We start from the raw sequence: 13,627 nt of genomic DNA, 5'->3' as shown, positions 1-13,627 counted from the left end.
CTGGTGTATAGCGTTTGTTTGGTATTCCTTTCGGCATAATAATGCACCCCACTTGTTATTCAGTATATCATACTGTCCAACAAATGGGGTGCAGTTCAACAGAGTGAGTACCGGGTATTAGTTACCCTATCATGCGCTTCATTCGTGGCGTAAGTTTGGCGTAAAATTTCGCTCTAATACGGTTTTTTTGTGGCGTAAGTTTGGCGTAAATCCGCTTTTCTCTACGCTGGAATCCAGTCATTTCAAGGGTTTTCGGCATCTATCAGTACATGCCGCCCATGCCCGCATCAGCCGGAGCAGCCGGCGGAACCGGCTCTTTCTTGTCCGCTACAAGGCTCTCGGTGGTGAGAACTGTCTGTGCGACGGAAGCTGCGTTCTGCAGTGCGGAACGGGTAACCTTCGTCGGGTCAACGATGCCAAAGGAGATCATGTCGCCATACTCGCCGGTCAATGCATTATAGCCATAGCCGACCTTGGACTCCTTCTTGAGGTTCTCCACGATGACAGATCCTTCGACGCCAGCGTTCGCCGCAATCTGGCGAACCGGCTCCTCCAGCGCTTTCAGCACGATCTGCACGCCGGTCTTCTCGTCGCCCTCAACGCTCTCCAACAGCTTTGCAACCGCCGGAATCGTATCGATCAAAGCAACGCCGCCGCCTGCTACGATGCCTTCTTCCACAGCCGCCTTCGTTGCCGCCAAAGCGTCCTCGATGCGGAGCTTCTTCTCCTTCATCTCAATCTCTGTTGCAGCGCCTACGCGGATGACCGCTACGCCGCCAGCAAGCTTTGCCAAGCGCTCTTGCAGCTTCTCACGGTCGAAATCAGACGTGGTGGTCTCGATCTGGCTGCGGATCTGATGGACTCTCGCCTTGATGTCGTCCGGGTTGCCGGCGCCGTCAACGATGATGGTGTTCTCTTTGTCCACCCTGACCTGGCGTGCACGGCCCAGCTGGGCAATCGTGGTGTCCTTCAGCTCCAAGCCAAGCTCGGAGGAGATCACCTGGCCGCCGGTCAGCACGGCGATATCCTGCAGCATTTCCTTGCGGCGGTCGCCAAAGCCCGGAGCCTTGACTGCAACGCAATTGAAGGTGCCGCGCAGTTTATTCAGGATCAGGGTTGTGAGCGCCTCGCCCTCAACATCCTCTGCAACGATCAGCAGCTTCTTGCCACCCTGTACGATCTGCTCGAGGAGCGGCAGGACTTCCTGGATGTTGGAGATCTTCTTATCGGTGATCAGGATGTAGGCGTCGTCCAGGACAGCCTCCATCTTGTCGGTATCGGTCGCCATGTAGGGGCTGATATAGCCGCGGTCAAACATCATACCTTCCACAACGTCGCAGTCCGTCAGAGCGGTCTTGCTCTCTTCCACGGTGATGACGCCGTCGGAAGTGACCTTCTCCATTGCGTCCGCAATCAGCTTGCCAACTTCTTCATTCGAAGCGGAAACCGTTGCAACACGGGCGATGTCGTCGGAGCAGGTAACCTTCTTGGAATGCTCGCGAAGAGCATCCACAGCTGTGTCTACAGCGTCCTGTACGCCCTTGCGCAGCACCATCGGGTTTGCGCCAGCTGCGACATTCTTCATGCCTTCGCGGATCAAAGCCTGTGCCAGCAGCGTTGCGGTCGTGGTGCCGTCGCCAGCGACGTCGTTCGTCTTGGTGGCAACTTCCTTCACGAGCTGTGCGCCCATATTCTCGAATGCGTCGTCCAGCTCAATTTCCTTTGCGATGGTCACGCCGTCGTTCGTGATGAGCGGAGCCCCGAACTTCTTATCCAACACAACGTTGCGGCCCTTAGGTCCCAACGTAATCTTCACGGTATCTGCGAGCTGATTGATGCCGCTCAGCAGAGCTTTTCTTGCTTCTTCGCCATAGATGATCTGCTTTGCCATAGTCTATTCCTCCAAATATGATACTATAAATTCTCTTAAATACTTATTTATTCAACCACTGCCAGGATGTCGCTCTGACGGACGATGGTGTATTCCTCTCCGTCCATCTTGACGTTCGTACCAGCATACTGGCTGGTGATGACACGATCGCCCACTTTGACATTCATAACGACTTCCTTGCCGTCTACCATACCGCCGGGGCCCACTGCGATGACGTCCGCAACCTGCGGCTTCTCCTTCGCGGAACCTGCCAGGATGATGCCGCTCTTTGTGGTCTCTTCTGCTTCTTCCATCTTAATCAGAACTCTGTCTGCCAACGGTTTGATTGTCATTTAAATTTCCTCCTTCAGAAATAGATCCTACAAAATCCATGCATACCCTTTCAAACTGCTCGACGCTTTGACCGCGCCGCTTGAAACGATATGTTCTTAGCACTCGCTATCTCTGAGTGCTAAGACTATTTTAGCCACTTACGCAGGAAAAATCAAGGGGTTTTTCCCGAAAAAATGCAATTTCATAAATTATTTACAATTCACCCAGAAATATGCAAAGCAGGGCCGGATTTCCAAGGGGAGTCCACAAAATATGGCGGTTTCAAGCCATTGCTCCTACAACCGGCCGCATGCGCTATAAAAGCCTTTCCGCACACTCTCCCTGAAATTTCCAGCCCTCTTCTTGCATTTCTGCTTCGGCAACCAGCCGCTTTTGCCGTAGCGGACTGGCTGTCCATCTGCTAAATCCCGCTTTTATAATACATATAAAACTGACACTTAATCATGCCGTTGTAAAGCTTTCTGCGGCGGTCCGCCTTGCGGCCGTAGCACTCCTCAAAGGTCTCATCGGGGCTGATGATGTTATAGCTCCATTTTTTCTTGGGGGTAAACACCTTCCCCATCGTCCGATAGAGCTCTTCCGCGGCGCGGATATCCAGCAGGCGCTCACCATACGGCGGGTTGCAAATGACGTCGCCGCGTTCGCCCAGCGGTTGGAAATCCGCCACATCCCGCTTCTCCGCATGGATGCAGGAGATCACACCGGCCTTGCGCGCATTTTCCAGCGTCAGGTTCACCGCAGCCCCGTCAATGTCATATCCATACCCAGTGAAGGAAGCGTCCCGGCACACCAGGTCCCGCGCACGCGCCCGTTCTTGCTGCCAGACTGCGGACGGGATATTCTTCCAGCGTTCCGCTGTAAACGAACGTTGCAGCCCCGGGGCGATGTTTTTGGCGTAAAGCGCAGATTCCACCAAAATGGTACCGGAGCCGCAAAATGGGTCGATCACAATCCCATCCCGGCGGACACGCGAAAGATACGCCATCGCCGCCGCCAAGGTCTCCTTGATCGGCGCCTCTGTGGAATTGGCCCGGTAACCGCGCTTGTGCAGGCCCGCCCCGGAGGTATCCAGCATGACGCTGACGTGGTCCTTCATGATGAGGAATTGAATCTGATGCAGAGTCCCGGTCTCTTCAAACCAATTTAGATGGTATTTGCCCTTCAGGCGCTCCACGACGGCTTTTTTGATGATGGATTGGCAATCTGGGACGCTGGCTAATTTGGAATTCAGGGAGCGCCCCTTGACGGGAAACGCATCCTCTTTTCCGATCCACTGTTCCCAAGGCAGGGCCTTTACCCCCTGGAAGAGCTCTTCAAAACTGCGCGCCTCGAAGCTCCCCAGTTCAATCAGAACGCGCTCCCCATACCGTGAGCCGAGGTTGGCGCGCGCGAGCATCGACGCATCTCCGGTAAAAAACACACGGCCGTTCTGCGGTTCCACATTTTGCGCTTCCATCGCGCGCAATTCATCCCCCACCAGTCCTTCGATCCCCAACAGGCACGGGATTACCATTTTCCACTGTTCAGCCATAGATACACTCCTATTTCCCGGGAAACACCCGTTTTCGATTTGATTCGCATCCGCCTAAAAAGGCGGCCCACACCGCATCCAAACGCCGTTGCCCCTTTCCGGCAAGCGTCAGCCATGCGGAATGGATTGATTATACCATAGGCCCTCTACAAAAGCAAAACCCATCCGGAAAAGCAGCAGCGGCCGGGCATAAACACCTGTGCCCGGCCGCTGTCCCATTATTTCTTTAGAATCTCCATGAATTCCTCGCCCGTGATGGTCTCCCTCTCCAACAGATAGTGCGCCAACTCATGCAGCTTCTCCATATTCTCCTTCAAAATCGCAATCGCCTTTTCGTGCGCAGAACGGATCAGCTCCAAAACCTCCTCGTCGATCTTAGCCGCGGTCTCCGGCGAGCAGGTCAAGGAGGCGTCCCCGCCCAAGTATTGATTGCTGACCGTCTCCAAGGCCATCATGTCAAAGGTCTTGCTCATGCCCAACCGGGTCACCATGGAGCGCGCAAGCTTAGTCGCCTGCTCGATGTCGTTGGATGCCCCGGAGGTAAACGAGCCAAAGATCAGTTCTTCCGCTGCACGGCCGCCGGTCAGCGTGGCGATCTTGTTGTACGCCTCTTCGCGGGACATCAGCACCCGCTCGCCCTCTTCCACCTGCATGGTATAGCCCAGGGCTCCGGATGTACGCGGGACAATGGTAATTTTATGGACGGGCGCCGAGTCGCTCTGCATCGCGGCAACAAGCGCATGTCCAATTTCATGATAAGCGACGATCTCTTTTTCCTTTGCGGAGATCACCGCGCTCTTGCGCTGGTAACCGGCGATGACAACCTCCACGCTCTCTTCCAAGTCCGCCTGCGTCACGCTGAAATGGCCGCAGCGTACCGCGCGCAAGGCCGCCTCATTGATGATGTTCGCCAACTCCGCGCCGGAAGCGCCTGCGGTCGCGCGGGCGATAGCGTTGTAGTCGATGTCGGGTGCCACTTTGATCTTTTTGGCGTGAACCTTCAAAATAGCCTCGCGCCCCGCCAGGTCCGGCAGTTCCACCGGGATACGCCGGTCAAAACGGCCCGGGCGCAGAAGCGCTTTGTCCAAGGAATCCGGGCGGTTGGTCGCGGCCAGGATTACAACGCCCTTTTTCCCGTCAAAGCCGTCCATCTCCGTAAGCAACTGGTTGAGGGTCTGCTCCCGTTCGTCGTTGCCGCCCATGCCGCCCTCGCGCTTTTTTCCGATGGTGTCGATCTCATCGATAAACACAATGCAAGGGGCCTTCTCCTGGGCCTGCTTAAAGAGGTCGCGGACTTTGGCTGCCCCCATACCGACAAACATCTCTACAAACTCCGAACCGGAGATGGAGAAAAACGGCACCTTTGCTTCCCCAGCGACCGCCTGCGCAAGCAATGTCTTACCGGTTCCCGGAGGGCCCACCAGCAAAGCGCCCTTCGGAAGAGAAGCGCCGATCTCTGCATATTTCGATGGATTGTGCAAGAAATCCACAATCTCCGAAAGGGCTTCCTTCGCCTCGTCCTGCCCGGCAACATCGTCAAAGGTCTTGCCCGTTTGCGCCTCCACATAGATCTTGGCGTTGCTCTTGCCAAAGGTCATGGCGTTGGGGCCGCCCATCTTTTTCTGCATATAGCGGGTGAGCAGCTGCCCCAAAATAAGAAACATCAAAATGGGGAATACCCAGGAGAGAATAAACGTAAGAAGCGGCGACTCTTCTTTCGGGATTTCCTTTCCATATTGAACATCCGCTTCATCCAGGCGGCTGCTCAGCGTATCGCTGTCCTCCATTTTGCCGGTGACGAATACGGCTTCTTTTCCATTTTCGTCCTGCCCGATAAAAGCAATTTTATCCTCCTGGTCTTCCACCTAGGTGATCTTACCCGCCTCTAGTTGGGCCAGGAATGCGTCATAAGAAACCTCGGTTACCCGTGTGCCAAATATACTGGGGAATACCAGTGCATTTAATAAAAGAAGCACCACGAGCGCAATTACATAATAATAGATCAATGATTTTTTCGGTGATTTCTGTTCTTTCATTCGACTGTTCCTTTCTGATGATTTTCCAACATGTCGCGCAGTAGCGCATCGATCTCACGCAAATTTTCGGCAACTTGCTCCATCCGTTCCCGTCCAAGCCTCTCTAAGCAGGAGGCATATTTTTCTTCTGCAAGGCGGTCAATCGCCCGGACAGTGTCCTTCCCCTTCTCAGATAAGGCGATTTTGACCATACGTTCATCCTGTAAATCCCGGACCCGAAGAAGGAAGCCTTCTTGCTCTAAACGTTTGCACATGGAGGACATATTTCCGCTGGTCATCCCCAATGTGCGCCCAAGCTGGCCGATTGTGGGGGAATCCTCCGCGGACCAAAGCTCCATAAGAATCCGCATCTGCATGTGTGTCAGGCCATATTGTTCGCTAATCGGGCGGAACATCCCATCCATACATTCGGAAATCCGGCGCGTCATATCCCAAACCACATTTTTGAATTCGATGACCTCCATATCACACCTCCGTTGGCAATAATTTGTTCAAATAGTTTTCATGTATATATAATATATTGAATAGAGTGTTTATAGTATAATATTTTTGAAATAAAAACATGTTACCGGTTTTTGAACTTTTCCTAACGCTTTTGCTAACCGATGAATGGAGAGAACCTATGAAATTTGATAACGATTGGGAACGCATCCGCGAATTCAGCAAATTGCTCTATGAAGTATCACAAATTCCCATTCAAATTGCTGATATCCATGGGGCCACGCGCCTTTTCTTTCCCTCTCTCCCAGAATTTCAGGAGATCGGCCTCCCGCGCTCCATTTCTGAATCCCTTATTGCACGCGCGAAACAAGGCCCGGTCCTACAGACATACCATTCGGTCTTATTGTGTGCCTGCATCTCCTTTTCTATGGATGAACAATCCCTTTTTTTGATTTTGGGACCAGCGCTTTTGGAGGAGATCTCTCCGGGCAGCATCCGTGACCTGACTTCGCTTTATCCCTGTAAGGATACGCATAAGCTCTACACCCTTGCCAAACAGCTCCCTGTTTACAACACGGTACAGTTTATCCGCTATGTGCAGATGTTCCATCTGACAATTTTCGGGGAAAGTATCGGCATCTCGGATTTTTTTATCGCCCAACAGCAGCAGATCCCCCAGGACGCAATCAACCGCGCCTTGGAATCCAGCTACTTTTCCCAGCGGGAATTGACCAATATGCCAGTCCCATTTGCGCTCGAGCAAATGTTTACAAAATGCGTCCAGACCGGTAATACCGCTGAACTAAAACGCTTATTGGATACCTACCTCTCAGGAACCGCCGGCACACTCTCTTCCACTCCCTTGCGGCAAAGCAAGGATACCTCCATTGCGATTGCCGCCGTAATTTCACGCGCCGCAATCGCCGGGGGACTGAGCGCCGAATCTGCATGCCGCCTCAGCGATGTATATGTGCAGCAGATGGAAACCTGCGGGGAGGTAAAGGATGTCTACATGTTGTGCGCACGCATGGTATTCGACCTGACCGAACGGGTGGCTAATGTCCAGCGGCAGACAGCGTATTCCTTTCCCATCACTCAGTGCATTCAATTTATCACCGATCATTTGCACGAGGAGCTTTCCCTTTCGATCCTTGCAGACCAGGTGCAGCTGAGCCCCCGGTATCTCTCGCGCCGCTTTAAACAGGAGACGGGGACGACCATTACCTCTTACATCCAGCAGGCACGTGTGCGCGAAGCGCAGAATCTCCTCCTCCTATCCGACGAGAGCTTTTTGGAGATCAGTAACTTTTTACATTTCATCTCCCAAAGCTATTTCATACAAATTTTCAAACGGTATACAGGGATGACCCCGCAGCAGTATCGCAAACGAGGCCAAAAGCTCTCCAAAGCAAAGCGCCCCGGCGAACACTGAACAAAGGGGTTATCCCTTTTGATTTTCAAAAATGTTAGGTAGAAAAAATAATATAATATGTATTTTTATGGTATACAATTCTGTTTTTTATCCAGTATCATGTGCAATATCCGATTTTTCATCTAGAATTTCTGATTCGTTCCAGAATGCCAAATGATTTCCACAATTTGTCACAGGAGGCGATTGCAGTTGGAAAAGGAAAAACATACGGTCCACCGTTTTTCCAATTTTGTCATCAGAAAACGCAAATGGATTGAAAAGATTTTTGCCGTTGCCGTTGTCCTCAGCATTATTGCCCTTTGCTTTGTCCGGGTCAATTATGATTTGAGCAAATACTTGCCGGACGACGCCGCTTCGAAAGCCGGATTGAATGTGATGGATGAGGAATTCGGCTACCCCGGCACGGCACGCGTTATGGTCGGTGATGTATCCCTTTATGAAGCCAAACTGTACAAGGACCGTATCGAAGCGGTGGACGGGGTCAATATGGTCACCTGGGCGGATACCGCGGCCGACGTCTATCAATCCGAACTTTTTATCAATTACGAGGCGATCGAGGACTATTACAAGGACGGATACGCCGTGATGGATATCATTTTTGATGAGGACGATTCCGATGCCAAGACGCACAACGCACTCAACGAAATCGAAGCCATCACCGGGGATAAGGGGTATTTCATGGGGCCCGCTGTACAAAACAAATCTCTGGATGAAACCTTGACCCGTGAAATTGCTATCGCCATGGTGATGGGGATTTTTATGATTTCGGTGATCCTCTGCCTCACCACAACATCCTGGTTTGAACCCTTCCTCTTCCTATTCATCATGGGCGTGGCCATTATCATCAACATGGGTACCAATATCTTTTTGGGGGAAATCTCCTTTCTCACCTTTAGTACAGCGGCCATCCTGCAATTGGCCATCGCAATGGACTATTCCGTCTTTTTGCTGCATTCCTTCACCAGGGAACGGCAAGCGGGGGTAGAGCCCGAGCAAGCTGTGGCAAATGCGATTCACAGCTCTGTGACTTCCATCCTGTCCAGCGGCGCAACGACCATTGTCGGCTTCCTCGTGTTGATGCTGATGCGCTTTAAAATTGGCTTTGACATGGGCTTTGTCCTGGCAAAAGGCATTGTCATCAGCCTTTTAACGGTATTGCTTTTGATGCCTGCCTTATTGCTCCGCTGGGGGGATAAGATCGAAAAAACCGCCCACCGCTCTTTTATGCCCTCTTTCAAGGGATTAGGAAAGGCCGTCTTTAAGATCCGCTACGGCGTACTCATCCTGGTTGCCCTTCTGGTTGTTCCGGCCTTTACCGCGCAGAATATGAACCAGTTCCTTTTCGGGAACGGCTCCTTGGGCTCCAGCCCTGGAACAAAGGTATATGAGGATGAGCAGGCGATCAATACCCGCTTCGGCCGCAGCAACCTGGTCCTTGCATTGGTCCCCAATACCAACAATGTAACGGAACGCGCTTTGACCGAATCGCTGCGGGATTTGGATTATGTAAAATCCGTCACATCCCTCGCAGATACGCTGCCAGAAGGGGTCCCCGAAGACTTCCTTCCAGAATCCCTGACCGGACAGCTCCACTCGGACGATTACAGCCGCATCATGATCTACCTTAAGACCAAGGACGAAAGCGCGTACGCTTATCAATGTACGGATGAAGTGCGTTCGATTGTCGAATCCTATTATCCAGAGGGCTCCTATCTGGTGGGGACGACACCCTCGACACAGGATATCCAAACCATCATCACCAACGACTACAATTACGTCAATATCCTTTCGCTTTTGGGAGTCGCGGTGGTGGTCCTGTTGACCTTCCGCTCATTCATTATTCCTATCGTGGTAATGATCCCCATCGAAGTAGCCATCTTTTTCAACATGGCGATCCCCTATTTAGCGGGCGACAAGATGATTTATATGGGATATATCATCGTAAGCTGTTTACAATTAGGCGCGACAGTGGACTATTCCATCCTGACAACCAACAATTATTTGGAAGCGCGTACCCATCTTCCCAAAAAAGAGGCTGCCATCCATGCAATCTCACAAAGTGCCCTGTCCATTCTGACGTCCGGTTCCATCCTAACCATCGTTGGTTACGGCCTGTACTATGTTTCCACTGTTTCCGCCATCGCAGATATGGGGCACTTGGTGGGGCGCGGCGCCCTTCTGAGCACCCTGCTGGTGATTTTCCTTCTGCCTGTCCTCCTGGTGCTCAGCGACAAACTGGTCATGAATCAAATGCGCCGCCGGGCGCTCCGCAAAGCTAAGCGTTCCATCCGATGGAAAACATGGCTGGAAAAACACAAACGAAAAAAAACTACAGCCCCTGATACAGCTCAGCAAAACTCCAAAGGAGGCCTCTTATCATGAAGAACTGTAAACGCTTGATTGCTTGTATCCTATCTTTCGCCATGCTGCTTCCCCTTGCTACGATTCCTGCACATGCGGTGGAAACGCCGGTCACAACGGATGAGGCCGTCTACGTCAACCTGGACCACTACGGCGCCGTCACCGGCACCAGCGTAGTCAAAGGATGCAGCCTCAATGGGAACCGGGAATTTAAGGACTATGGATCGTACACAAAGGTCACCAACATGTCCGGATACGACGAGCCGGAATTGACGAACGACGGCGTTGTCTGGAGCCTCTCCCCGGATGCGAACGATCACTTCTTTTACGAATGCACGCCTGCGCAAAACAGCATCATCCTGCCCTGGTCCTTCAAAGTCTCTTACAAGCTCAACGGCGTTCCCACAGAAGCGCAAGACCTCGCCGGCGCATCCGGCTTGGTAGAAATCAATATTGAATGCATTCCGAACGGGAGCGCAGAAACCTACTATCAAAACAATCTGCTGTTGCAGGCGGCTACCATGGTCAATGTCGAGGATGTACTCAGCATCGAAGCGCCGGGTTCCCAAACACAATCCATCGGTACATACAAAGCGGTTCTCTTTGCGGCGCTGCCCGGCGAACATACAACCTTTACCATCCGCATCGGCACGGAAAGCTTTGAGTTTCCCGGCGTGATCATGCTGATGATCCCCGGAACCCTGGAGCAGATGAAGACCATCAAGGATCTGAAAGAGGCGAAGGACACCATCGGCGATTCCGCCGACTCCGTCTATGACAGCCTGGATCAAATTTTGAACGCGCTGGAGGATATGTCCGGAAGCCTGGAACTGACCCAGGAGGGATTGCAAGCCCTACAACAGGCGCGCACATCCATTCAGTCCGCGAAGGGAGGCATCTATGACGGCGCAGACGCTTCTTTGAAGGATCTGGATGCACTCTCGCAGAAGATTGTTGCTCTCGTACCGCATTTGCAAAACGGGGAACAGCTTGTCAACGATGTCAGCGCAGACATCAATGCCATGGTAGATACCACCGGCCTCCTAGCCTCCGACTTGGGAAGCCTTTCCAGTTCTCTTTCCCGTCTCCAAAACAGCATGGAAGATCTGGAGGACGCTCTGAACGACGCCACCATCAGCCGCAAGCATCTCACCAACCTACAAGACGCCATTGATGATCTAACCGATTCATTCGCGCCGTTTGAGGGAGATTTGGAAGATCTAAAAGGAACGATCGACCGCCTGGAAGACCCGCTTGGAAAATTGCTCACCGGTTTGCAGGACACCAAAAGCCAGTTGGACCAGGTGATCGCGGACCTTACACAGAAAGGCGTCTCCGATACACTGCTTGCGCCGCTCAAGAAATACCGCGACCGATTGGATGAAGCCACCGTCAAGCTGGAACAAGTGCGGAAAAAGCTGACCGACCTTTTAAGCAATACCAGCAATACCGTTGGCACGTTGGACGGCTTAGGCAGTGCAATCGATGATCTATTGGACGACCTGAAAGGGCTCTCCGATTTAGATTCCGCCGCGGACGTAATCGGTGAACTCAACCGCACCGGCACATCTTTGCAAGCTGCCATCGCCACCTGCTCTTCTTTCCTCACCACCGTACAAACGTTAAACAATACCTTAAACCAATATAAGGAGGGTACCATCTCCCTGCTGTCGGATTGTTCCGAACTGGCCACACAGCTCGGCTCCACATTGACCAGCACCTCCACCTTCCTACAAGATCTCGAATCGATGATGAAGGAGAGCGGCCAATATCTGAATGAAGGGACCCAGAAGACACTGGACGGATTGATCGGCGCATTGTCAGAAGCCCTGGATATGTCCGGCAGCACGTCGTCCCTTCGCGATGCAAGCGATTCCATCAAAGGGACCGTGGAAGACCAGCTGGATCAAGTGGAAGAGGACAGCAATTTCTTAAATTTGGACGCAGAAGCAGAGATGGTTTCGTTTACATCCCGCAAAAATCCTGCTCCTGCCAGCATTCAGGTCATCTTGCGCACAGAAGAAATCTCCTTAGGCGATGCGGAGGAACCCGTCGAGGATCTGGACCCAGATTCCCAACCTACTAGCTTTTGGGACAGGGTGGTAAACCTTTTCCAGCAGTTATGGGAATCCATCACTTCCCTTTTTCAATAAAAACATACTGCCATGTATAACGCCGGATGCCTTGGGAACCCTATGGCATCCGGCCTTTTGAACCATTGATAATTCCAATGAATTGGAACGGCTTTTCTTTACTTCGCTCACACCGCGTATTATAATGAGCTTGAGGAGTGAACGATATGAATTTAAAACAGCTGATCGAAGATCCCAAGCTGACAAAGCGGATTGTGCTTTTAATTACCTACACCGTTTTGTTGATATTCGCTCTGTTCAACCTGGACAAGCTGTTCAGCTTTTTCCTCTCTATCTTTTCGCTTGCATCCCCGTTTTTTATCGGAATTGCCATTGCATTTGTAGTCAATGTGATCTTAAAGTTTTACGAGGAGAAAGTATTTGCTTTTCTCAATAAAAAAGATCTCAAACTGTGGAAGAAGTGCCGGCGCGCCGTTTGCGTGGTGCTCTCCTTCCTAACATTGATTGTCATCTTAGGCGCAATTATCCTTTTTGTCGTTCCGGAATTGGTTTCCTCTTTAGAAGTCTTGATTCGGAACGCCCCCACGTACATCAGCCGCTTATCAAACGAGATTATCCGTCTTCTGGAAAAATACAATGTGACCCAAGATCAAATCAACTCCCTCTCCATCGATTGGACTTCCCTTTTGTCCAAAGCGACAGAGGTTACCTCCAATTTTATGGGGTCCCTGTTTAACATTACAGCCAGCGTGGCGAACGGCATTTTTACCATGGCCATGAGTTTTATCTTTTGTATGTATATGCTGTTCGGTAAGGAAAAGCTGACCAGCCATTTGAAGCGCCTACTCTATGCGTTCCTGCCCAACCGTGCAGCAAGGCGGACCATCGAGATTTCCAGCATGGCCAACCGGATCTTTTCCAATTTTGTGCGTGGGCAGCTCACAGAAGCGTGCATCTGGTTTTTCCTGGTGTACATTGGATTGAGTATCCTCCGATTGCCTTATGCGGTATTGATTAGTTCAATTGTCGCGCTATGCAGCCTGATTCCCATCATTGGGCCCTATATCTCTATGTTCACAGCGGGTTTTATCCTGCTTTTGGTGAATCCATGGTACACGGTAACCTATATTGTATTCTTCCTGATTCTCCAGCAGATTGAGGGGAACCTAATCTACCCGCGCGTGGTCGGCACCTCCATTGGATTGCCGCCGATTTGGGTTTTGCTCTCCATCATCCTATGTGGGAACCTGTTTGGGATCGTCGGTATCCTGTTGGGCATTCCAACCTTTTCGGTGCTCTATGCGCTTCTCCGCGAAACAGTTCGTAGGCGCCTGTACAAAAAAGGGCTTACCAAAGAGAAGTTCCAGCGAAAAAATTTTCCCGAGGCGCAAACCAAGGGGAAGGCCGCCGCAGAAAATATGGTAGAAACCTCCTCTATAGATTCTGAACGTAAATAAATCGCAAAGTAGGAATGGGATATACCTAGTCCAAACATCCATTAAAAACAGC

Annotated in this window: 8 protein-coding genes and 1 pseudogene; 4 read left to right on the top strand and 5 right to left on the bottom strand. The window is 51.6% G+C overall.

Annotation, left to right across the window (positions count from 1 at the left end; translation table 11 throughout):
• Positions 1-262: 262 nt before the first annotated feature.
• The 5 genes and pseudogenes from groL to I2E77_RS12750 all read right to left on the bottom strand — a co-directional run bounded on the left by groL (position 263) and on the right by I2E77_RS12750 (position 6,255).
• Complete coding sequence (groL, locus tag I2E77_RS12770) at positions 263-1,891, bottom strand: chaperonin GroEL (RefSeq protein WP_195451372.1); 1,629 nt, start codon at positions 1,889-1,891, stop codon at positions 263-265.
• Positions 1,892-1,938: 47 nt separating this feature from the next.
• Positions 1,939-2,223, bottom strand: a complete 285-nt coding sequence (locus I2E77_RS12765) for a co-chaperone GroES (protein ID WP_087229495.1) — start codon at positions 2,221-2,223, stop codon at positions 1,939-1,941.
• A 401-nt stretch (positions 2,224-2,624) separates the two neighbouring features.
• Positions 2,625-3,755: a THUMP domain-containing class I SAM-dependent RNA methyltransferase gene (locus I2E77_RS12760; RefSeq protein WP_191395800.1), complete on the bottom strand. Its 1,131-nt coding sequence runs from the start codon at positions 3,753-3,755 to the stop codon at positions 2,625-2,627.
• A 218-nt stretch (positions 3,756-3,973) separates the two neighbouring features.
• Positions 3,974-5,791 (bottom strand): annotated as a pseudogene (gene ftsH / locus I2E77_RS12755) (ATP-dependent zinc metalloprotease FtsH).
• The gene (locus tag I2E77_RS12750; protein WP_191362569.1) at positions 5,788-6,255 is read right to left on the bottom strand and encodes a MarR family winged helix-turn-helix transcriptional regulator; all 468 of its coding nucleotides are present in this window, start codon (positions 6,253-6,255) and stop codon (positions 5,788-5,790) included. Before I2E77_RS12750 ends, ftsH begins: the two are co-directional and overlap by 4 nt.
• Before the next feature lie 158 nt (positions 6,256-6,413).
• On the opposite strand from I2E77_RS12750, the gene I2E77_RS12745 reads away from it, so the two are divergent.
• The 4 genes from I2E77_RS12745 to I2E77_RS12730 all read left to right on the top strand — a co-directional run bounded on the left by I2E77_RS12745 (position 6,414) and on the right by I2E77_RS12730 (position 13,575).
• Complete coding sequence (locus I2E77_RS12745; protein ID WP_172749497.1) at positions 6,414-7,664, top strand: AraC family transcriptional regulator; 1,251 nt, start codon at positions 6,414-6,416, stop codon at positions 7,662-7,664.
• A gap of 189 nt (positions 7,665-7,853) precedes the next feature.
• Entirely contained in the window at positions 7,854-10,046 is a 2,193-nt protein-coding gene (locus I2E77_RS12740; RefSeq protein ID WP_330608952.1) for an efflux RND transporter permease subunit, read from the top strand.
• Positions 10,043-12,178: a hypothetical protein gene (locus I2E77_RS12735; protein WP_195451368.1), complete on the top strand. Its 2,136-nt coding sequence runs from the start codon at positions 10,043-10,045 to the stop codon at positions 12,176-12,178. The genes I2E77_RS12740 and I2E77_RS12735 overlap by 4 nt, the downstream gene beginning before the upstream one ends.
• 146 nt (positions 12,179-12,324) lie before the next feature.
• On the top strand, positions 12,325-13,575 hold the full coding sequence (locus I2E77_RS12730; protein ID WP_195451366.1) for an AI-2E family transporter: 1,251 nt from the start codon (positions 12,325-12,327) through the stop codon (positions 13,573-13,575).
• The last annotated feature ends 52 nt before the right edge of the window (positions 13,576-13,627 follow it).

Origin of the sequence: Anaeromassilibacillus sp. 1001302B_160321_C8, from assembly GCF_015554745.1 — a bacterium.
Lineage (GTDB): Bacteria > Bacillota > Clostridia > Oscillospirales > Acutalibacteraceae > Anaeromassilibacillus > Anaeromassilibacillus stercoravium.
The sequence above is the reverse complement of the archived record's forward strand: the minus strand, read 5'-3'. Positions and strand labels throughout refer to the sequence as shown.